Origin of the sequence: Aeromonas genomosp. paramedia (assembly GCF_023093515.1) — a bacterium.
In the GTDB taxonomy this organism is placed as follows: domain Bacteria; phylum Pseudomonadota; class Gammaproteobacteria; order Enterobacterales; family Aeromonadaceae; genus Aeromonas.
The window spans coordinates 19,513-40,140 of record NZ_JAAROG010000007.1 but is presented as its reverse complement, the minus strand read 5'-3'; the positions used below and the strand labels follow the sequence as shown (position 1 = coordinate 40,140).

Here is a 20,628-nt window from a genome sequence, read left to right as displayed (position 1 = left end):
GCCCGCCCCCCATCTTTGGTAATCCTCTCGGTAGTGCTTGCATTTGAGACAAACAGCAAGATAATGATAATCACTCTCAACAAAGATGCTGTGTGCCGGGCGCAGATCCCCTGATCCAGACACCCGAACACTCCGGACACATCGTCGACCCCATTTGCACTGCAAGGTAACCCCAGATGGCTGTTTTGAATTCGGTAATGCGCGCCTTCGCGGTGGAGGCGCTCCCCCCCCCTGCCGACCTGTTGGCACAGCATCCCCGCCCGGCCGATATGGCGCAGCACATTGACCACCACCGCCACCAGGTGCGCCAGATCCTGAGCGGGGCAGACGATCGTCTGCTGGTGGTGATAGGCCCCTGCTCCATCCATGATCCCGTCGCCGCCCTCGACTATGCCAAGAGGCTGGCACGGCTCGCCACCGAGTATCAGGAGAGCCTGCAGATAGTGATGCGCACCTATTTCGAGAAACCGCGCACCACAGTCGGCTGGAAGGGGCTGGTCTTCGACCCTCATCTCGATGGCAGCAACGACATCGTTCATGGGCTCCACCTGGCCCGTCAGCTGCTGCTCGACATCAACCGGCTGGGGCTGGCCACCGCCACCGAGTTCCTCGATACCACCAGCTTCCTCTATCTGGCGGATCTCATCAGCTGGGGGGCCATCGGTGCCCGCACCACCGAATCCCAGGTACACAGGCAACTGGCCTCGGCCCTGCCCTGCCCGGTCGGCTTCAAGAACGGCACGGACGGCAACATCCGGGTGGCCATCGATGCCATCCTGGCCAGCGAGGCCTCCCATCTGTTCACCGCCCCTGGCAGCCAGGGGGGCATGGTGGTGATCAGGAGCGAAGGCAATCCGGGCGGCCACATCATTCTGCGCGGCGGCACCCTGCCGAACTATCACCAGAGCGACGTGATGGACGCGGCCGAACGCCTGGCGCGCCAGGGGCTCAACCCTCGGCTGATGGTGGATTGCAGCCACGGCAACAGCCAGAAGCTGCACCAGAACCAGCTCCTGGTCGCCGGGGAGCTCTGCCGCCAGTTGCGGGGCGGGAGCACGGCCGTTGCCGCCGTCATGGTCGAGAGCTTCCTGCAAGGGGGCAGCCAGAAACCGGCGCCACTGAGTGAGCTGCAATATGGCTTGTCGGTCACCGATGCCTGCCTTTGCTGGGAAGAGAGTGAGAGCCTGCTGGCCATGCTGGCCGATGGGGTCATGGCGCGCCGTCAATTTGCAAACGGTCGCGCCATTCCCCTTCACCGCGATCTCGGCCAACCGGTCAGCTGACCTATTTCCTATTTAATCGCAGCGGGGTCGCCAGACCCCTATTCAATCCCTATACCGATAAATGACATTCACATATTGTCTGGACAGGGGTGTCAAATAGGGCAGTGATGGTGAAAGAGAAATAGTGCGAGAGGGACAAGCACTTCCCCATTGATAGGAAGATGGGCAGCCAGGCAAAGCGGGAAGCATGCCCGCAAATCCACCTATTTCATCCCACTGCGACGGACCATTATTTGGCATCTTGTGTCATCAGAGATAACAAACGGGCTGTATGAGTCCTCATTGTGTCGCAGGCGAGACGCGACAGCGATTGGCTTACCGCCAATGGGTACTTTTTTATTGGCCCATGATGGTCATGGCTATTGTGGACGGGCGACCCTATTTAGGTGGCTTCTTCGATGGGCAATTGATAGACAGGATCCTGAAAATAATAATGCCGCCTCTTGGGCGGCATTATTGACGACGCTATCCTGGCAATCAGATCAGGAAGTCGTTCAGATCCTTGCCCAGCGCAACTTGCTCGGCAATGGCTTTGGGCATGCGGCCCTGGCCGGTCCAGGTCTTCTCCTGGCCATCTTCCTGATACTTGTATTTGGCAGGGCGCGGAGCACGCTTGCTCTTGGTCGCGCCAGCAGCGGCCGGAGCGGCCACGCTGCCGATCAGCTCGCGCGGATCGATGCCGGCCTGTTGCAGCATCTCGGTAAACTCGCTCAGCTTGCGCTGACGCTCTTCCTGCTCGGCCCGCTCTTGCTCTACGGACTCGGCACGCTCGTTATATACCAGATCAAACTTTTCTTTCGCTTCTTGCAGTTGCTCAAACGGCAGTTCACGAATGGCAGCGCGCAAGCTGCGAATGTTCAGCAGAACCTTCAGAAACTCGTTCATTACTTCCTCACAGAATTATTTTTGTATGTCACAGGGATAACTCATTTTGAGAATAGCATGTCCACTCGATAACAACATAATGATTTTATAGCGCCAGCGCTATTCCTGACAATCTCATGGTCATTATTCACAGTGGTTAATTCACATCAGGGATCTTATCGGATCGCCACTCAACAGACATTATTTCTTCAACATGGGTTAATCGGTCCTACTTACCAGGTATTTGTCACAGAGATAAAAGGGGTGTCATCCAAGCACCTGCATTCATATATAACAAGCTATACCGCGGCCCACAGCCGCCAGCACGGAATGTACAAATATCGTCCGCTTCATGCCAGGGTCGAATGAAATGAGATCGAGACCGGGCAGCACTCTGTATCCCTGCCCCTGGTTCAATCAATTTCCTTTGCCTGGGCGCTTATCCATTCGATGAATGCCTGGATCTTGGGGCACTGGCGATGGGGGAGCGTCGCCATGTAGTAGCGTTGATTGCAGCGAACCGCCTTGCCCGGGAAGGGCTCCACCAGTTCGTTGCGCTCCAGCCGCTGGCGCACCAGGTTCTTGCGGCCCATGGCCACGCCGGCGTGATTCATGGCGGCGATGATGGCGAGATCGGAGCGATCGAAGCCCATGCTCGACTGGCAGCCATCGAGGGAGATCCCGGCCTGGCGAGCCCAGCTGCACCACTCGTCGGTGTCGGAGTCATATCCCCAGGCCTGCCGGTCGTGCAGCAGGCGGCAGTGGTTCAAGTTGTCCGGGTTGTTGAGCAGTTGGTGCCGCTCGGCATATTCGGGGCTGCACACCGGCACCATGTATTCATCCATCAGCGGGTGGATGGCGAGCCGCTCCGGCACCTTGTCGTCGAAATAGATCGTCAGATCGATGCCATAGCCGTGCAGATTGACGTTCTCGTTGCCGGTCATGATGTTGAGATCGATCTGGGGATGCAGGCGGGAAAAATCCGCGAGCCGCGGCACCAGCCAGCACTGGGCGATGGAGGGGCGGGAGTAGACGGTCAGGGAACCGGACAGCTCCTGATTCTTGATCTCCAGGATCTCCTGATTGATGAACTCCAGCGACGACTTGAGTGCCCAGAAGACCCGTTGCCCCTCAGTCGTCAATACCACCTTGCGGTGAAAGCGCTGGAACAGCTTGAAGCCGAGCTCCTCTTCCAGCGCACCTATCCGGTGGCTCACCGCACTCGGGCTGAGCGCCAGCTCATCCGCCGCCAGGGCGAAGGAGCTGTGGCGGGCCGCCGCCTCGAAGGTGTGCAGCTTGGAGAGCTGATAGCCGCTCAGCAGCTTGTTTCTCGATACGTAGTTGTCTTCGGTATACATCCGCCTTCCCCGTCACAGGCTCAACATCGCCGTCATGATATCCCGGATGACCCGATTCAGGATGAGACAAGCGAACCCAAGTCACATAAATACCGCTAAATGTGATGAATGTAGCACCTTTGCATCAACCCAGCTCATCCAAGAGGCCATTTTCATCATTTGTCAGCCCGACCCCCTTGCCGTTCAATAGGCCCATCATTCATCTCTTATCATCCCTGTCGAGGCGCAGTATGAATTCTGAAATGTGGGTCGTCGGTACCTTGCTGACAAGCATCATCCTGATCGTCTTCACCATAGTGAAGGGCAAGGTGCATCCCTTCCTCGCCCTGCTGCTGGCGAGCTTCTATGTCGGCACCATGATGGGGATGAACCCGGTCAAGATGGTCAACGCCATGGAAGAGGGCATAGGCGGCACCCTGGGCTTTCTCGCCGCCGTCATCGGCCTTGGCACCATACTCGGCAAGATGATGGAGGTATCGGGGGCGGCAGAGCGCATCGGTCTCGCCCTGCAGAAATGCCGCTGGCTCTCGCCCCAGGTCATCATGGTGCTGGTGGGTCTGGTGTGCGGCATCACCCTCTTTGTCGAAGTGGGGGTGGTGCTGCTCATTCCGCTCGCCTTCTCCATCGCCCGCAAGACCAACACTTCGCTGCTGACCCTGGCCATTCCGCTCTGCACCGCCCTGATGGCCGTGCACTGCATAGTGCCGCCCCACCCGGCCGCGCTCTATGTCACCAATCAGCTGGGTGCCGACATCGGTTCCGTCATCGTCTATGGTCTCGCGGTCGGGCTCTTCGCCTCCCTGGTGGGTGGCCCGCTGTTCCTGAAACTGCTGGGCAAGCGGGTGCCGTTCAAGGAGGTGCCCGCCGCCTTTGCCGACATACAGGCCCGCGATGAGGCAAACCTCCCGACCCTCGGCGCCTCCCTCTTCACCGTGCTGCTGCCCATAGTGCTGATGCTGGTCAAGACGGTGGCCGAGCTCAACATGGATCACGCAAGCCACCTCTATACCCTGCTGGAGTTTATCGGCAACCCCATCACCGCCATGTTCATCGCCGCGTTTACCGCCTACTACGTGCTGGGGATCCGTCAGCGCATGAAGATGGAAGGGCTGCTGGACAAGACGGAAGAGTGCTTCTCCTCCATCGCCAACATCTTGCTCATCATAGGGGCAGGGGGTGCCTTCAACGGCGTACTCAAGGCGAGAGGACTGGGGGACAGCCTGGCGACCATACTCTCCCAGCTGGACATGCACCCCATACTGCTCGCCTGGCTGGTGGCCATAGTGCTGCACGCCGCCGTGGGCTCCGCCACCGTCGCCATGATGGGGGCCACCGCCATCGTCTCCCCCATGATGGTGCACTACCCGAACATCAGCCCGGAGATCATGACGCTCGCCATCGGCTCAGGCGCCATCGGCTGCACCATGGTGACCGACTCCCTGTTCTGGCTGGTCAAGCAGTATTGCGGTGCCACCCTGAACGAAACGCTCAAGTACTACACCAGTGCCACCTTTGTCGCCTCCCTGATGGCGCTGGCCGGTACTTTCCTGCTCTCCTTCATCCTGTAACAAGACCGAGACCTCCCATGAAACACATCGACGTCCAACAGCTCACAAGCCAATATCCGCTGCTGCAATCCCTGATCGCGCTCGAGCCCGTCACCTGGTTCAACCCCAAGGCCACCACCCTGGCGGTCGGTCTGCCCCATGTGGGCCTGGATGGCAGCGATGTGGCGGATGCCTCCGCCCGGCTCGCCCGCTTCGCTCCCTACATGTGCGACGCCTTCCCGGAGACCCGCGCCAGCAACGGCATTCTGGAGTCCGAGATAGCGGCCATCCCGGCGATGCAGGCCACCCTGAACCAGCGTTACGGCGTCGAACTGACCGGCAAGTTGCTGCTGAAAAAAGACAGCCACCTGCCCATCTCCGGCTCCATCAAGGCCCGTGGCGGCATCTACGAGGTGCTGACCCACGCCGAACGGCTGGCCATCAAGGCCGGTCTGCTCTGCGAAGAGGACGACTATCGCAAGCTGTTCAGCGACGAGTTCCGCCAGTTCTTCGGCCAGTACAGCATTGCGGTGGGCTCGACCGGCAACCTCGGCATGTCCATCGGCATCATGAGCGCCAAGCTCGGCTTCACCGTCACCGTCCACATGTCTGCCGATGCGCGGGAGTGGAAGAAGCGCAAGTTGCGCGAACACGGGGTGATCGTGGTGGAATATGCCGAGGATTACGGGGTGGCGGTGGAGCAGGGGCGCAAGGAGGCCGAGCGCGACCCCAACTGCTTCTTCATCGACGACGAGAACTCCCGCACCCTCTTCCTCGGCTATTCGGTCGCGGGCGAGCGGGTGAAAAAGCAGTTCGACGAGATGGGCATAGTGGTGGATGCCGAACATCCGCTGTTCGTCTATCTGCCTTGCGGCGTCGGCGGCGGCCCCGGGGGCGTGGCCTTTGGCCTCAAGCTCGCGTTCGGGGACCATGTTCACTGCTTCTTCGCAGAACCCACCCACTCCCCCTGCATGCTGCTCGGGGTCCACACCGGATTGCACGATGCCATTGCGGTGCAGGATCTGGGGATAGACAACCTCACCGCCGCTGACGGTCTGGCGGTGGGGCGCGCCTCCGGCTTCGTCGGCCGCGCCATGGAGAGGTTGCTCGATGGCTTCTACACCCTGAGCGATCAGGAGATGTATGACCTGCTGGGACTGCTGGCGCGGGACGAGCAGATCAAACTCGAACCGTCCGCCCTGGCCGGCATGGCAGGGCCTTGGCGCGTGGCGGCCAACCTCGAGTGGCAAATCGGGCGCGGTTTCGATGCCGCGACCATGGCAGGCGCCACCCACCTGGTGTGGGCCACCGGCGGCGGCATGGTGTCCGCCGAGGAGATGGCAAAATACCTCGCCGCCGCCCACCTCTGATCTTTTTTTCAACCGAAAGACCCGCCACCCTGGCGGGTTTTTCTCTTCTGGGATCAGCAAGATGGCATGCTCTTTGCCAAAGCGTGGCAACCCTTCATGCCCCTCCCCTGCCGTCAATCCCCCCAAGTTGGTTATTTTGTGATACGATAGAGGCCGTTTTTTGACATCTGCGCCCCGTTGTCGCCTTGATCCTGCAAGATCACCACCCAGTCCGGTGGGCACAACCGCGGCGGCGCAGCACCACAAGTGACCCGGTTGAGTCAATGCTGGCGGCCTGTGCCAGCGAGCGACACCAGGGGCACCTTAGATAAGGAGATCGGGCTATGAAACAGTATCAAAGCTGGCTTGGACAATATCTGATGAGCCGTCGCGATGGCGATCACGCCATGGCTTCCGAACTCGCCAACTCCATCTGCGAGTTCTGGCAGGCGCAGGGGGATGAGGCCGAAACCAGCAAATGGCAACAGCTCTACCAGCAGCACGTGGAAAAGACCACCTGACGGCGGCACCTTCAGGCTTTCTGGCCTGTCACCCATAAAAAAACCGGCGCTCATGGCGCCGGTTTTGCATCTTTTGCATTAAGAGAACCGAATTACATCTGGTCGACCATGTCCTGGGCGAACTGGGAGCAGGAACGCAGGGTGGCGCCTTCCATCAGTCGCTCGAAGTCATAGGTGACTGTCTTGTTGGCGATGGCCGCTTCCATCCCCTTGACGATGAGGTCGGCCGCCTCGGTCCAGCCCAGGTGGCGCAGCATCATCTCGGCGGAGAGGATGAGGGAACCCGGGTTCACCTTGTCCTGACCTGCATACTTGGGTGCAGTGCCGTGGGTGGCTTCGAACAGGGCCACGCCGTCGCCGATGTTGGCGCCCGGGGCGATGCCGATGCCACCGACCTGAGCGGCCAGGGCGTCGGAGATGTAGTCACCGTTCAAGTTCATGCAGGCGATGACGTCATACTCGGCCGGACGCAGCAGGATCTGTTGCAGGAAGGCATCGGCGATGACGTCCTTGACGATGATGGTCTTGCCGGTCTTCGGGTTCTTGAAGGAGCACCAGGGGCCGCCGTCGATGAGCTGGGCATCGTACTCTTTCTGGGCCAGGGCATAGCCCCAATCCTTGAAGGCACCTTCGGTGAACTTCATGATGTTGCCCTTGTGCACCAGGGTCACGGAGTCGCGATCGTTGTCGATGGCGTACTCGATGGCGGCACGGACCAGACGCTCGGTACCGGCCTTGGACATGGGCTTGATGCCGATACCGCAGGACTCGGGGAAGCGGATCTTCTTCACGCCCATCTCGTTTTGCAGGAAGGCGATCACCTTCTTGGCTTCGTCGCTGTCCGCCTTCCACTCGATGCCGGCGTAGATGTCTTCGGCGTTCTCGCGGAAGATCACCATGTCGGTCAGCTCGGGGTGCTTGACCGGGCTCGGGGTCCCTTCGTAGTAACGGACCGGGCGCAGGCAGACGTAGAGATCCAGCTCCTGACGCAGGGCCACGTTGAGGGAGCGAATACCGCCACCGACCGGGGTGGTCAGCGGGCCCTTGATGGCCACGCAGTATTCACGAATGAAATCCAGGGTTTCGGCCGGCAGCCAGGCACCTTCGCCATAGACATGAGTCGATTTCTCGCCGGTATAAATCTCCATCCAGGCGATCTTGCGCTCGCCCTTGTAGGCTTTCTCGACCGCAGCGTTCACCACGTTCAGCATGGCCGGGGTCACGTCCACACCTATACCATCCCCTTCGATAAACGGAATGATGGGGTTGTGGGGAACCTGCAGCTTGCCGCTGGCATCGACTGTGATTTTCTGACCCTGGGTCGGGATAACTACTTTGCTTTCCATCGGCATCTCCTAACTTCCGTTTGTTATCAATCTGATCGTTGATCGTTGCGCGCGGCCATCTTAGCCCATCCATTTGCATAATCAAATGGCGGGCGTGCATGTCCGACCATAGTCGGGGACTGGATCACAATGCGCCACTTCTCTTTGCGCCCCATGAGGCGCAAGCCAGTGCAGCCCCGCCATGGCGAGCGCCGCCGTCATGGCGCCAGACTCTCGCTCTGCCCCTGGGGCTGGCTCAGGGCGCGGTACTGGGAGGGGGTCAGCCCCGTCTTTTGCTTGAACACCCGGCAGAAATAGTTCACATCCATGTAACCACAGCGGCTGGCCACCTCTTCGAGGCGGAAGCGGTATTTCTTCAGCATGAACTTGGCCCGATCGATGCGCACCCAGCTGATGTAGTCCGCCAGGCGCATGTGCCCCTGCTCGCGAAACAGGTGGGAGAGGTGGCTCGCCGAGACGTTGAAGCGATGGGCGATGGAGTCGCGGCTGATGGGACGGTGAAAGTTCTCCTGGATATAGATGCAGATGCCGTGAAACAGCTCAGCCCCTCGCGGCCGCTCGAAGGTGGACTCCGCCAGCAATTGACGGGCGCTGGTGAGCAGCGCCTGCAACAGGTGGTTGTCGGTGGGAGTGCGGCCCGGGTCTTCCACCAGCACGTTGAGGGCCGCCAGTATGTGTTCGTTCACATGGCCGGCCCGGGCCATGATGCTGTGCTTTTGCACATCGAAGAAATCCGGGTCTTCCCGGCGCTTGCTCACCAGGCTGAAACCGAGCTGGCGCTTGCCAAACAGCAGGCTCAGCACAGAGCAGTCCGTGGTCCAGAGCGGCTTGTTCCAGCCGTTGGGGGGGATGTAGAGCGCCTGCCCCGGCAGCACGCTTATCTCCTGGCAACCCGACTCCCTGTCCCAGATCTGGTTGAGGTATTCGCCGCTGAACACCAGCTCGAGACGGGGAAAGTTGACCTGGTAGCTGAAGCCGGGCGGCACCCCCTGATCCTGGGCAAACCAGATCTGCTCGAAGGGAACCTGGTCGTGGAGAGCGCCGTCGAGCAGCTGGCTGAAGATGAGTGACATGATGATCCCGATCAAGAGAGAGGCAAGCGATTGCGGCGGCAAAGGCCGCCCATGTTATAGTCCGGGCCGGACCGTCAATTCCACCCTTTTCTTCAAACCACGTTGTTCACACCAAATGAGGCGTCCCTTATGAGCAGTCGAGATCTGCCCTCTTTTTTGTTAATGCAAAATCCGATTCAAGGTTACGACTGGGGCAGCCATGACGCCCTCACCACCCTGTTTGGCATCCCCAATCCGGCTGGCAAACCCCAGGCAGAACTCTGGATGGGAGCCCACCCCAACGGCTGCTCCGAGGTGACGCTGGCGGGAAATGTGCAGAGGCTCTCGACCCTGATAGAGCGCGCCCCCGCCGCCGTGCTGGGGGATGCCACCGTCGCCCGTTTCGGCAGCCTGCCCTTCCTGTTCAAGGTGCTGTGCGCCGAGAAGGCCCTCTCCATCCAGGTGCACCCGAGCAAGGCCCAGGCCGAAGCCGGCTTTGCCAAAGAAGAGGCCGCCGGCATCGACCCCAAGGCAACCAATCGCAACTACAAGGACCCGAACCACAAGCCGGAGCTGGTATTTGCCCTCACCCCCTATCAGGCGATGAACGGCTTTCGCGCCATCCCGGCCATACTGGCGCTGTTCGACCGCATGGGGCTGCCGGCGCTGGCCGAGCTGACCGAAGCGCTGCGCCAGTCACAGGATGAGGCGGGCTTGCAGCACTTCTTCCACCAGTTGCTGGTGCTGGAAGGGACGCGCAAGGATGAGGCCCTGGCTGGCCTGCTGGCCTATGCCGCCCAGCATCAGGATGAAGAGACCTTTGCGCTCATCACCTCACTCGCCGCCCAGTACCCGGGGGATGTCGGGCTCTTCTCGCCGCTCTTGCTGAACGTGGTGACCCTGCAGCCGGGTCAGGCCATGTATCTGGACGCCTGCACCCCCCACGCCTATGTGCGCGGCACCGGCCTTGAGATCATGGCGAACTCCGACAACGTGCTGCGCGCCGGGCTCACCCCCAAATACATAGACGTGGCCGAGCTGCTGGATTGCACCCGCTGCCTGCCCAAGCCGGACGACCAGATCCTGCTGGCCCCCCACCTTGACGGGGCGGTGCAGCACTTCGAGGTGCCGGTACCTGACTTCACCTTCAGCGTCTACCCGGCCGGTGAGCATGCACTCACCACCGCCAGCGCCGAGATACTGTTTGCCATCGATGGCCCAGTGACCCTCCAGCAGGGTGAGCAGTCACTGCGCCTCGAGAAGGGGCAGTCCGCCTTCGTCCCCGCCGCCACCGGTCACTACCGGCTGCTGGCCGAGGGGCGGGTCGCCCGCGCCGGCAACCGCTGCTAAGGGGCGCCACGCCCCCCTAATGCACAAGGGCCATCTTCGGATGGCCCTTGTCGTTTCTGTTCCAAGGAAGAACCGATGGATCCCGGCTAGGCTCTTCTCCATCGGTCAGGGCTTCGAACAAGTCACTGACCATGGAGAGAGCACGAGAAAAGGAGAACATCATGTTTATCGTCACCAACCGTGTGGTGAACGCGGGGAGCAAGACCCCCCTTGGCGTCTTCGGCGACAGGCCGGAGGCAGGCCCGAATGAGTTGCGACTGGCCGAGGCCAGCCGCCAGGGAGACAAATGGCAGCTGGACTTGCTGCCGGACCAGATCACCCCCGAGATGGCCGAGAGCGTGGGGCTGGACCCTGCCGCCAGCTACCCGGCCAGCGCCTATGTGGCGCGCAGGCTGCTGGAGCGCTGCGCCGGCACGGGGACGGGTAAACAGAAGCTCAAGACCGGCAAGCACCTGCTGCTGTTCGTTCATGGCTTCAACAACGATCTGAAGGATGTGCTGGAGCGAGCGGCCCGTCTCGAGGCCCAGTATGGGGTCGAGGTGCTCTGCTTCAGCTGGCCCGCCAATGGCGGGGGCGCCCAGGGAGTATTGAGCTACAAGAGCGACAAGCGCGATGCCCTGGCCTCTGCCGGCGCCCTGGATCGGGTGCTGGAGAAGATGAGGTTGCTGCTCGAGGAGTTCAATGCCCAGTATGTGACCGAGCTGGAGGGCAAGGCCCAGAAGAAGTTTGCCGGCAACGGCGAGGCCTGGGATCGCTACTTCTCGAAGGAGGTAAACAAGCGCTGCCCCTTCACCATCAACCTGATGCTGCACAGCATGGGCAACTACCTGTTCAAGCACCTGCTCGGCAGCACCACCTACAACGCCAACCACCTGCTGTTCGACAACGTCGTCATGGTGGCCGCGGACACCAACAACGAAGACCACGCCCAGTGGGTAGACCGGATCCAGTGTCGCAACCGCCTCTACATCACCATCAATGAGCGGGACAGCGCCCTCATGGCGTCGCGGATGAAGATGGGGGAGCAGCAGAAGGCGCGCCTCGGCCACTACACCAGGAAGCTGGACTCCAGGACGGCCATCTACGTCGACTTCACCGACCAGCCCCAGGTGGGGGACTCCCACGCCTACTTCGAGGGGGATGCCATCGCCAACAAGAAGGTGGCGGCCTTCTTCCACACTGTGCTCAACGGCGGCACGGGGGAGAGCGCGGCGCACTTCGACGCAGCCCTGAATCTCTATCGCCTGTAAATCAGGGGCGCCCTGCCCCGTGAAAAAAACCACCGCCCTGAGTCAGGGCGGTGGTTTTTCATTATCTGCTCAACCGATGGCCAGCATGGCCGTCGGGGGCTAGTGTTCTGCCGCTTCCGGCTGGGGAGCTTCCGAGCGTTCCCGCTGCAGTTCATCAACCCTGGCTTGCCATTTGTCATGGGCCTGTTTTTGCCCCTGTGACTCGAATTCCTGGCGCATGGTGTCGATTTCTTGGTCAAGTTTTTCCATCAGGATGTCTCCTTACATCTCGGGTTACACACTGGCTGACGGCACTGTTGGCCAACCTGCTCTACCCGATTGGACACCAAGTCTTCCCCGATTGTCCAACTAAATAAACGATTTATTATGCAAAAACCAATCTAAAAAATAGTGAAAGGCTTCTTATGAAACCACATAAAACGCTCCTGTCCAGGTGCGGTAAAAACCTGTTTTTCTTTCATTATCAGTGCATTGAAAACATTCACTCCAGCCTTGTCGCCGCCCTTGTCCGGGGATACTGGTTATGCACATTTTTTTCACACCCACGCCTGGGCCCGCCTCACCCATGCGAAGCCGCCCCCGGGCCGCACTTTTGCCGGGCGGCTCACATTTCAGGGCGCGGCCACAGCACACAAATCTCCAACTCCCGCTCCTGACTCGGGCGCGACATATGGCCACCCGTTTCTGATAACCGCATCAAAAACAAACTCAACAGATTGTTTTAAAAGAAAATAAAAAATAGGCAAGCGAGCCTGCAAGCCGGCATCAAAATGCGAGCGGGGTCACAGGACGGGGTCACTGACACAAAAATCCAGTAAAGGGCACATATATCCGATTTCTACCCGGGGGCAGGGGCGAAACAATAGACGGGTCAATTGTTACCCATCGCAACGGCTCCAAGAAGGAGCCAGGAGACACCTATGCTCACCTCCTTGATAGACGAAGGATTGATCTGCCTCGACATAGCGGCCAACGACAAACAGGGGCTCTTTGTGGAGCTGGCCGCCCGGCTCAAGGCCTGCGGCAAGATAGCCAGTCAGGATCAGTTCGTGCGCGACCTCTGGGCGCGGGAAAACCTCGACAACACAGGGTTTGAACAGGGGGTCGCCCTGCCCCACGCCAAGAGCGAGGCGGTGCTGCAGCCCGCCATCGTCATCGGCATCAGCCGCCAGGGGATAGACTACGGCGCCGAAGATGGACAGCCCTCCAGACTCTTCTTCATGATTGCCTCCCCGGCGGGGGGCGCCAACCACCATATCGAGGTGCTGGCCGAACTCTCCACCAAGCTGCTGGAGCCGGGCTTTATCCCGCAGGTGCAAGCGGCCACCAGCAAGGCCGAGGTGCTCAAGCTGCTGGCAGCCCGGGCTCCCGCCAGTGCGGCCGGCAACCAGCCAGCCCAGACCAGGGCGCCGCAACCCAGCGCCCCCGAGCCCCGGGATCGCAGCCTCAAGGGCCAGCTCAACACCCTCAAGCAGCACCTGCTGTTCGGCACCTCCCACATGATCCCCTTCATCGTCGCGGGGGGCGTCTTGCTGTCGCTCTCGGTGATGATGAGCGGCAAGGGCGCCGTGCCCGAGGCGGGCGTGCTCAAGGACATGGCCGACATGGGCATCGCCGGGCTCACCCTGTTTACCGCCGTGCTGGGCGGCTACATCGCCTACTCCATGGCGGACAAGCCAGGCCTGGCCCCCGGCATGATCGGCTCCTGGATCGCGGTGCAGCAGTTCCACACCGGTTTTCTCGGCGCCATCCTGGTGGGCTTTATCGCCGGCCTCATCGTCAATCAGCTCAAACGCATCAAGCTGCCGGACTCCATGAGTTCGCTCGGCTCCATCTTCATCTATCCGCTGATCGGCACCTTCCTGGTGTGCGGCATCGTCATGTGGGTGATAGGGTCGCCCATCGCCGCCATGATGGAGGGGATGAACCACTGGCTCTCCAGCATGGCGGGCTCCGGCAAGGTGATGCTGGGGGCCATCCTCGGTGGCATGACCGCCTTTGACATGGGCGGCCCGGTCAACAAGGTAGCGACCCTGTTCGCCCAGACCCAGGTCAACACCCAGCCCTGGCTGATGGGCGGGGTCGGCATCGCCATCTGCGTGCCGCCGCTCGGCATGGCGCTGGCGACCCTGCTCTCCCCCCGCCGCTACAAGAAGGAGGAGCGCGAAGCGGGCAAGGCAGCCGCCATCATGGGCATGATAGGCATCAGCGAGGGGGCCATTCCCTTTGCCGCCGCCGACCCGGTGCGCGTCATCCCGGCCATAGTCGCGGGCGGCATCGTCGGCAACATCACCGGCTTCATGATGCACAGCATCAACCACGCCCCCTGGGGTGGCTGGATAGTGCTGCCAGTGGTGGAGGGCAAGATGGGCTATATCCTCGGCACCCTCCTCGGCGCCCTGACCACGGCCCTTGTCGTCAACCTGCTGAAAAAACCGGTGACCGAGGAGGAAGAGGTCACCACCCCGGATGGCGGCTATGAGGTCATCGAAGCTGAAGGTGAGGCAGAGGTGCTCGCCATCACCGCCTGCCCCTCCGGCGTGGCCCACACCTTCCTCGCCGCCAAGAGCCTGCAAAAGGCGGCCGCCAAGGCGGGCATCAAGCTCAAGGTGGAGACCCAGGGCGCCAACGGCATCATCAACCGCATCACCCCCAAGGACGTGGCCAACGCCCGCTGCGTCATCCTGGCCCATGACGTGGCCATCAAGCACCGGGAGCGCTTCAATAGTATCGAAATAATCGATGTCAAAACGAAGGATGCTATCCACAATCCAGATGGATTGCTGGCCCGCACCCTGGCAGGCAGCAGCAAGGTCGCCTGACGAAGACGCTTTATCTGATGTGCAACAGGAGGGGCCGAGGGCCCCTCCACTTATTTCACGCAGTCAAGCGCTCGGAGCCAACCCGCCTGCGGTGTCGGCTATCCAGGTGGGGATGGCGCACTCAGCCTACCGCCCGATAGGATAAGCGTCATCTCGCACAGGCCTACTGCCCTGCGGCCCCCGGAATGGAAGCCTTGATACTCATGGAACTGACTGACGCACTGCTCACCCTGGCGGGTCTGGTCACCGCCGGCATCATCCTCAAGAACCGCTCGGTTACCCAACCCGACTGGGACAGGCTGCCGACCCTGCCTGAGTACCTCGAGCGGCACCCCGAGTGCGCCATCGAGGATGCCGAAAACGCCCGCTGCCATGGCTGCGGCTCCGACAAGGTGCTGTTCCTTCCTCTTACCGGTGCCGGCGATTACCGCCTGCGCCACACCTGCCTTGCCTGCGGCAAGGTGCTGTTTCGCAGCCGCGCCATCCTCTGACAAGGTGCCAACTGCTATGCCATTAGGGTACACAATCACCCTTGATGGTTTATCCATCACCACAGCCAAGCCAAGTCGCTAGAAGGGATTTGATGACACCAGATATGGATCTGAACACCCTGCGCAGGCGTTGGCTTAAGACACATCTGCAAGAGCTACGAGCCGCAAAAAATAAAGAGGAAGCGAAAGGGGGAATGCTGCGTTTCGTCGGCATTCTTTGCGCGGCAATCCCGCTTCTGACTTCCGCCGTGTATTTCGTGGGAATGCGCTACTACCATGGTTATGTCGGCCAATTTGGGCTCGGTAGCACCGAGTTCTCGCTACCCGCCGACACCACGCTTCATCTCGGGTTTTATCTACTGATCAAGCTATCTCTGCCGTTCGTGCTCCCCCTTGTTTTGACAGTAGTGGGATTGCTTATCATGCTGAGCGTTCTGTTTTTCAAGGCGAGGTGGCGACTGACGCTCTCCTGGTGGCTATTCCGCTTCTTCGTATTGCTTCCCGTCGTGCTAAAAGGAGTAAAGATTGCCCATCGGTATCCCGCCCCCTTTACCTTCGACTGCTTGATTTGGCTAAAAAGCGCCTACTTGAAATTCGCCATTTTCATCCTTCCCCCCTTGCTGGTCATCATGACAGCCGAACACATCAACTCGATGGGGGAGGAGCTGGCCCGCAGCCAGATCACCCGCCTCGAGCAAGGCACCTGGCCAGTAAGCGAGGCCCATAGCCAATCTCCTCTGCTGGGAGATGAACCTCATATCCGCATCGCCTGCAACGCCACCTACTGCGCCTATCGCCTCAAGGAGGGGGATACCCTGCTGCTGCGACACGATCAGATTGAGCAGACCCGCTACCGGCCTGAACCTCCCCTTACGGACGACACCAAGCCACCTGAAGCGTCCGCTCACCCTTGACCCATCCCCATAAGAAATCCGGCGCCAGGGGGCGCCGGATAACGTCGTGGTAGGCGGCCGCTATCGGCCGGCTTGCCGGTCGGGATGGGGCGCGCTCGCCTGTCACGCAGCCGGATCAAGGGGTCGGCTTGACCAGGGTATCCAGAGCGTTCACCGTCAGGGTGCCTCTGCCTCGGGTCATCTTGTGGAAGTTGGTGCCTTGCTGGGACGGGTTGTCTGTCCGGGTCAGCAGGGTGGCCCCGTTGTTGTAGTTCTGGATCTCGGTGGCGGTGAGCGGCCGATCCGACAGGATCAGCAGCAGGGTACGAAACGCCTTCTGCGAGGTGGTCGCACTCGGCACCCTGGGCTTCTGGTCGACCGGGATCAGGGCATAGGCATCGAGACTGGCGGGATCCGTCATCTCGGAGGCGTCCATCAACCCCATCAGGTAGAGCTCGATGTCGGCGTAGTTGGCACTCACGTTGTTCAGCTGGCCGACGATGCCGAGCCAGGGAGCCCAGTGCCCGGTCGCGGGTGGCACCACCCAGTTCGCCCAGCGATGGGCCATCTCGTGCAGGATGGGGCCATAGGTCGAGGTCGACAGGTACTTCTTCTTGTAGAGGAAGAAGACCCCCTGCAGCTTGCCGTCCGAGTGAAACGCCGCCGTCTCATCAAACATGCCAAGGCCTATGCCCGCCACATCGTTTCTGACGTGGGCATATTCACCTGTGGGCATGCCCGCTGGGACATCGTCGTTGTTCATCACCACAGTGATGAAGTCGAAGGCATCGCTGAACTGGTTGTAGACCTGTCCGGTCAGATCTTTCAGCGCCGCCTGCCCCTCGGGGGAGTTGATGGAGGTCGCATTCCAGAATGCAAAGGCCTCCGGGCTCAGTTGCAGCGAAGCCAGCTGGTTTTGCCGCGGCTCGATGAGGATGGGAGCCTCGGGGGCCGTCGGCATCACGGTCAGCCGGGCCGACGTGCTGGTGACGCCCCCCAGGCTGGCGGTGATGAGTGCCACCCCCTCGCTCAGGCCGCTCGCCTCCCCCCGGCTGCCAGAGGCATTGCTGATGGACGCGACGGCGGGCGCATCGGAAGACCAGAGGATGCTGTCGTCGTCCGTCACCTCCTGGTTGCTGCCATCGGAGAGGGTCGCCATGGCCTGAAATTGCACCCTGCCCCCCACGGTGACAGAGGCATCCGCCGGCGTCAGCTCCAGATTGGTCACCACGGCGGATGAGACGGCCACCGGGGCCGAGGCGGTGAAGGTGGTGCCGTCCAGGGTGCCGCTCGCCATGATGGCGGCAGTCCCCACCGTCTGGCCCGTCACCAGCCCCTTGCTCCCCGCCTGGTTGCTGACGCTCGCTATCGCGGGTTGATTGCTTTGCCACTGGATGAGGTCGTTGTCGGTGACATCGAACGAGGTGCCATCGGTGAGATTGGCCGCAGCGACAAACTGTGTTTGCAGGCCAGCCGCAATGGCGCCCCCCATGGACTGCACCTCGAGTCCGATGACGGCGGCCGAGCTCACCCTGAGCGGCTCGGTCGCCTCGAGGGAGACCCCGTTGATCATGCCGCTCACCCCTATGGTGGCACTCCCCGGCGTCAGCCCGGTGACCAGCCCGGTCTCGCTGATGCTCGCCACCGCAGGATCGCTGCTGTGCCAGGTCAAGGCGTCATGCTCGGTCACCTCTATGGGATCGCTGTCATCGGACAGGGTGGCGAAGGCATGCAGCTGCGCACTCAACCCCATGGGCAGCGGATCCTGGGGAGCATGGATATCCAGCCCGGTGACCACGGCATCCGTCACCGCCAGCGGGGCCGACGCCTGGAAGGACGCGCCGTTGAGGGTGCCGCTGGCCTCAATGTTCGGCTCTCCGACCGCCACCCCGGTGGCAAGGCCCTTGCTGCCGGCGTCGTTGCTGACCAGGGCGCTGCCCTCGTCACTGCTGCGCCACTGCAGGCCTGCGGCATTGGTCACGTCTCGCGACTGGCCGTCGGAGAAGGTGGCGATGGCCACGAAGGGCTGGTTCAATCCCACCGGCACCCTGGCCGTGACCGGGGTCAGTTGCAACTCTGTCACATAGGCATCGATCACCTCCACCCTGGCGGTGGCGCTATGAGACTCCCCGTTGACTGTGCCCGCGCTGGTCAGGGTGGCCGTGCCCGGGCCGATCCCCATGGCGAGGCCCTGCTCATCCACCCTGACCACGGCGGTGTCGCTGCTGCTCCAGACAAGGTCGGGATGCCCGGTCACGTCCTGCACGGCGCCATCATCCCAGGTCGCCTGCACCTGGAACTGCTGCTCGACGCCGACGGGAACCCTGATCTCTTCCGGACTCATCCGCAACGAAGCGAGGGAGGGGCCCTCCCCCGTTGAGCCCTCCTCGTCGTCACTGCCACACCCCAGCAGCGCCAGCGCTGCCAATCCTGCTACCAACCACTTGCCCACTGCCATTACCCACTCCTCCCTAAATCACTCCCTTGCCGGCGCGCTCGGCGTGCGCCGGGGCCGCCTGTCGCTGCGGCTGTTTGAACCAGACGGGGAGTAGAGCAACGGGGCATTTTGCCGTCCACCGAAAGCCACGGCGCAGACAGCCTGGGTTAAGAAAACCGCGATGAAACCTGGCAACCCGCCCCCAAGTCCCTGACAAACCGCCCTTTATCCGCCGCCGAACCCCGCCGGGTGCCAACGAGTGAGGCCCTTTCGGGCCCCTGTCATTGCCAACCCTGAGTCATGACGCCGGGCACAGGCAGAGGGTCATGCCAAGGCTCATGCGATCCCCTCTGCCGAGCAGGCGCAGGCCAGGGTGACCTGCCATGTGGTGGGCATTGGCGGCATGGTTCTGGGGCTCCAGACAGACAAAGCCGCTCCCCTCATCGGGCAGCTCGGGCGGGTTGAGCATCAGCAGGAGAGGGCTCATGGTGACAATCCGACAGGAGCCAAGGGAACAGCGGGCGCAGAGCGAAATCCATCCCTGCGATATCTGCAAGCGCGGCGGCGAGACGTTTTTCGAGTATTGAGCCCGGCGCCCGAAGCCGAGCGGCTGGCTCACCACCGAGGTCCATAGCCTGTCTCCACTCTGCTGGGAGATGAACCCATATCCAGATCGGCTGCAACGCATCCCACGGTGCCTGTCACCTCAAGGGGCGGCACTCTGCTCCTGCGCATCGATCAGATAACAGAGACCCGCTACCGGCCTGACAAGGCCGCCTGGAAATAACATCGCCGCCCAAGGGCGGCGATTCTCTATCCGGCAAGCAGCTCCTGCAGCGCCCTTATCAGGGCGTCGAGGCCCTTATCGACCTTAGATCGCGGGCAGCCGACGTTGAGGCGAAGATAACTTCTGCCTTCAGGCCCATAGGTGTCGCCGCGCATGATGGCGACCCGGTATTTCTCCACCAGCAAGGCTTGCAACGCATCCATCCGCTCGGTGGTGTCTATGCCAAGGCCGCTCAAGTCAATCCAGGCGAGATAGGTCCCCTCGGGCACCCGATAGTCGATGGCGGGGAAGGCTGCGTTGAGCCGCGCCGCCACCTGGGCGAGGTTGCCGTGAAGGTAGCTTTTCAGGGCATCGAGCCAGGCACCGCCGTCCCGATAGGCGCTGATATGGGCCAGCACCCCGAGAATGGGGGGCGATGAGAGGCCATGAGCCGCCTTGAGCCGCTGCAGATAGGCGGCTCTCGCCTCCGCGTTGGCAATAAAGGCGTAGGCGCCGCCAAGAGCGGGGATATTGAAGGATTTGGAACCCGAGCTCACCAGCGCCCAGTGATCGTCCATCGCCACTTCGCTCCACGGCAGGTAGGGGGCAAAGCTTATATCCATGTGGATGTCGTCCGAGATGACCTTGACCCCGTGGCGCTGGCAGATGGCGGCCATCCGGCCGAGCTCATCCCGTGTCCAGACCCGGCCGGTAGGGTTGTGGGGGCTGCAGAGCAGTAAAATCCGGCAATCGGGGCGGGCTGCCTGTTGCTCGAAACATTGCCAGTCGATCTGGTAGCTCCCCTGCGCCTTTATTAGCGGGCAGGGTAGCAGCACCCTGTCGTTGGCGGCCAGCATATTGCCGAAGGCATCGTAGGCGGGGGTATGCACCAGCACCCCTTCCCCCGGCGCCGACCAGAGGCTCACCAGCTGGGCAATCACATAGATGACCGAGGGGCCATAGACCAGGGTCTCGGGGTCGAGGCTCGCCCCGTAGCGGCAGGCAAACCAGTCGCTCACCGCCCCCTTGAAGTCGCCGTGATTCCAGCGGCTGTAGCCAAATACCCCGTGTTCTAGCCGGGTTGCCAGGGTCTGGCGTATGCAGGGGGCTGTCTCGAAATCCATGTCGGAGATGGTAAAGGGGAGCAGGTCGGCATGGCCGAAGCGGTCGGCCACATAGTCCCACTGGGTGCAGTAGGTGCCGTGGCGGTCGACCACGCGGTCGAAGTCATAAATATCGTGCATGAAGTTTCTCCCTCCATAAACAGGAGACATATTGGGAGAGGCAAACAAGGGGGGG

17 protein-coding genes are annotated in these 20,628 nt (G+C 61.4%); 9 read left to right on the top strand and 8 right to left on the bottom strand.

Going from position 1 to position 20,628, the window contains the following annotated elements; all coding sequences use genetic code 11:
* The first annotated feature begins 176 nt into the window (after positions 1 to 176).
* Positions 177 to 1,283, top strand: a complete 1,107-nt coding sequence (locus HB860_RS04760) for a 3-deoxy-7-phosphoheptulonate synthase (RefSeq protein WP_247625887.1) — start codon at positions 177 to 179, stop codon at positions 1,281 to 1,283.
* A 477-nt stretch (positions 1,284 to 1,760) separates the two neighbouring features.
* On the opposite strand, the gene HB860_RS04755 is transcribed toward HB860_RS04760, so the two are convergent.
* On the bottom strand, positions 1,761 to 2,168 hold the full coding sequence (locus HB860_RS04755; RefSeq protein WP_005332615.1) for an H-NS family nucleoid-associated regulatory protein: 408 nt from the start codon (positions 2,166 to 2,168) through the stop codon (positions 1,761 to 1,763).
* A 392-nt stretch (positions 2,169 to 2,560) separates the two neighbouring features.
* Positions 2,561 to 3,505 carry a DNA-binding transcriptional regulator DsdC gene (gene dsdC / locus HB860_RS04750; RefSeq protein WP_139436306.1) on the bottom strand — a complete coding sequence of 315 codons (945 nt, stop codon included), beginning with the start codon at positions 3,503 to 3,505 and terminating at the stop codon, positions 2,561 to 2,563.
* A 230-nt stretch (positions 3,506 to 3,735) separates the two neighbouring features.
* On the opposite strand from dsdC, the gene dsdX reads away from it, so the two are divergent.
* The 3 genes from dsdX to HB860_RS04735 all read left to right on the top strand — a co-directional run bounded on the left by dsdX (position 3,736) and on the right by HB860_RS04735 (position 6,922).
* Entirely contained in the window at positions 3,736 to 5,073 is a 1,338-nt protein-coding gene (gene dsdX / locus HB860_RS04745; protein WP_247625886.1) for a D-serine transporter DsdX, read from the top strand.
* A 17-nt stretch (positions 5,074 to 5,090) separates the two neighbouring features.
* Positions 5,091 to 6,422, top strand: a complete 1,332-nt coding sequence (locus HB860_RS04740; protein WP_247625885.1) for a D-serine ammonia-lyase — start codon at positions 5,091 to 5,093, stop codon at positions 6,420 to 6,422.
* Between the two features lie 323 nt (positions 6,423 to 6,745).
* Positions 6,746 to 6,922, top strand: a complete 177-nt coding sequence (locus tag HB860_RS04735) for a hypothetical protein (RefSeq protein WP_080675191.1) — start codon at positions 6,746 to 6,748, stop codon at positions 6,920 to 6,922.
* 92 nt (positions 6,923 to 7,014) lie between these two features.
* On the opposite strand, the gene icd is transcribed toward HB860_RS04735, so the two are convergent.
* Both icd and HB860_RS04725 read right to left on the bottom strand, forming a co-directional pair.
* Positions 7,015 to 8,268 (bottom strand): NADP-dependent isocitrate dehydrogenase, encoded by a 1,254-nt coding sequence (gene icd, locus HB860_RS04730; protein WP_025327693.1) that lies wholly within the window; start codon positions 8,266 to 8,268, stop codon positions 7,015 to 7,017.
* 197 nt (positions 8,269 to 8,465) lie between these two features.
* Entirely contained in the window at positions 8,466 to 9,341 is an 876-nt protein-coding gene (locus tag HB860_RS04725) for a helix-turn-helix transcriptional regulator (RefSeq protein WP_247625884.1), read from the bottom strand.
* A 129-nt stretch (positions 9,342 to 9,470) separates the two neighbouring features.
* Here HB860_RS04725 and manA point away from each other — a divergent pair, with 129 nt between their 5' ends.
* Together manA and HB860_RS04715 are read left to right on the top strand one after the other, a co-directional pair.
* A complete protein-coding gene (manA, locus tag HB860_RS04720; RefSeq protein WP_247625883.1) occupies positions 9,471 to 10,670 on the top strand; it encodes a mannose-6-phosphate isomerase, class I in 1,200 nt (399 codons plus the stop codon).
* 161 nt (positions 10,671 to 10,831) lie between these two features.
* Entirely contained in the window at positions 10,832 to 11,920 is a 1,089-nt protein-coding gene (locus HB860_RS04715; RefSeq protein ID WP_247625882.1) for an alpha/beta hydrolase, read from the top strand.
* A 99-nt stretch (positions 11,921 to 12,019) separates the two neighbouring features.
* Here HB860_RS04715 and HB860_RS04710 read toward each other — a convergent pair whose 3' ends face one another.
* Positions 12,020 to 12,169: a hypothetical protein gene (locus tag HB860_RS04710; RefSeq protein WP_005328920.1), complete on the bottom strand. Its 150-nt coding sequence runs from the start codon at positions 12,167 to 12,169 to the stop codon at positions 12,020 to 12,022.
* Positions 12,170 to 12,840: 671 nt separating this feature from the next.
* Between HB860_RS04710 and HB860_RS04705 the strand changes: the two genes are divergently transcribed.
* The 3 genes from HB860_RS04705 (at position 12,841) to HB860_RS04695 (ending at position 16,147) form a co-directional block, all read left to right on the top strand.
* Positions 12,841 to 14,742, top strand: coding sequence for a PTS fructose transporter subunit EIIC (locus HB860_RS04705; protein WP_247625881.1), 1,902 nt, complete (start codon positions 12,841 to 12,843; stop codon positions 14,740 to 14,742).
* A 203-nt stretch (positions 14,743 to 14,945) separates the two neighbouring features.
* On the top strand, positions 14,946 to 15,233 hold the full coding sequence (locus HB860_RS04700) for a hypothetical protein (RefSeq protein ID WP_202046776.1): 288 nt from the start codon (positions 14,946 to 14,948) through the stop codon (positions 15,231 to 15,233).
* Between the two features lie 104 nt (positions 15,234 to 15,337).
* Complete coding sequence (locus HB860_RS04695; protein ID WP_247625880.1) at positions 15,338 to 16,147, top strand: hypothetical protein; 810 nt, start codon at positions 15,338 to 15,340, stop codon at positions 16,145 to 16,147.
* A 115-nt stretch (positions 16,148 to 16,262) separates the two neighbouring features.
* On the opposite strand, the gene HB860_RS04690 is transcribed toward HB860_RS04695, so the two are convergent.
* From HB860_RS04690 to HB860_RS04680, 3 genes are all read right to left on the bottom strand, one after another.
* Positions 16,263 to 18,584 (bottom strand): Ig-like domain-containing protein, encoded by a 2,322-nt coding sequence (locus HB860_RS04690; RefSeq protein ID WP_247625879.1) that lies wholly within the window; start codon positions 18,582 to 18,584, stop codon positions 16,263 to 16,265.
* A 277-nt stretch (positions 18,585 to 18,861) separates the two neighbouring features.
* On the bottom strand, positions 18,862 to 19,050 hold the full coding sequence (locus HB860_RS04685) for a hypothetical protein (protein WP_247625878.1): 189 nt from the start codon (positions 19,048 to 19,050) through the stop codon (positions 18,862 to 18,864).
* 326 nt (positions 19,051 to 19,376) lie between these two features.
* Positions 19,377 to 20,573 (bottom strand): MalY/PatB family protein, encoded by a 1,197-nt coding sequence (locus HB860_RS04680; RefSeq protein WP_247625877.1) that lies wholly within the window; start codon positions 20,571 to 20,573, stop codon positions 19,377 to 19,379.
* Positions 20,574 to 20,628: the final 55 nt, after the last annotated feature.

Coding starts and splice junctions, on each gene's coding strand:
- HB860_RS04760 (WP_247625887.1), top strand. CDS start 177: ATGGCTGTTTTGAATTCGGTAATGCGCGCCTTCGCGGTGGAGGCGCTC.
- HB860_RS04755 (WP_005332615.1), bottom strand. CDS start 2,168: ATGAACGAGTTTCTGAAGGTTCTGCTGAACATTCGCAGCTTGCGCGCT.
- dsdC (WP_139436306.1), bottom strand. CDS start 3,505: ATGTATACCGAAGACAACTACGTATCGAGAAACAAGCTGCTGAGCGGC.
- dsdX (WP_247625886.1), top strand. CDS start 3,736: ATGAATTCTGAAATGTGGGTCGTCGGTACCTTGCTGACAAGCATCATC.
- HB860_RS04740 (WP_247625885.1), top strand. CDS start 5,091: ATGAAACACATCGACGTCCAACAGCTCACAAGCCAATATCCGCTGCTG.
- HB860_RS04735 (WP_080675191.1), top strand. CDS start 6,746: ATGAAACAGTATCAAAGCTGGCTTGGACAATATCTGATGAGCCGTCGC.
- icd (WP_025327693.1), bottom strand. CDS start 8,268: ATGGAAAGCAAAGTAGTTATCCCGACCCAGGGTCAGAAAATCACAGTC.
- HB860_RS04725 (WP_247625884.1), bottom strand. CDS start 9,341: ATGTCACTCATCTTCAGCCAGCTGCTCGACGGCGCTCTCCACGACCAG.
- manA (WP_247625883.1), top strand. CDS start 9,471: ATGAGCAGTCGAGATCTGCCCTCTTTTTTGTTAATGCAAAATCCGATT.
- HB860_RS04715 (WP_247625882.1), top strand. CDS start 10,832: ATGTTTATCGTCACCAACCGTGTGGTGAACGCGGGGAGCAAGACCCCC.
- HB860_RS04710 (WP_005328920.1), bottom strand. CDS start 12,169: ATGGAAAAACTTGACCAAGAAATCGACACCATGCGCCAGGAATTCGAG.
- HB860_RS04705 (WP_247625881.1), top strand. CDS start 12,841: ATGCTCACCTCCTTGATAGACGAAGGATTGATCTGCCTCGACATAGCG.
- HB860_RS04700 (WP_202046776.1), top strand. CDS start 14,946: ATGGAACTGACTGACGCACTGCTCACCCTGGCGGGTCTGGTCACCGCC.
- HB860_RS04695 (WP_247625880.1), top strand. CDS start 15,338: ATGGATCTGAACACCCTGCGCAGGCGTTGGCTTAAGACACATCTGCAA.
- HB860_RS04690 (WP_247625879.1), bottom strand. CDS start 18,584: ATGGCAGTGGGCAAGTGGTTGGTAGCAGGATTGGCAGCGCTGGCGCTG.
- HB860_RS04685 (WP_247625878.1), bottom strand. CDS start 19,050: ATGAGCCCTCTCCTGCTGATGCTCAACCCGCCCGAGCTGCCCGATGAG.
- HB860_RS04680 (WP_247625877.1), bottom strand. CDS start 20,573: ATGCACGATATTTATGACTTCGACCGCGTGGTCGACCGCCACGGCACC.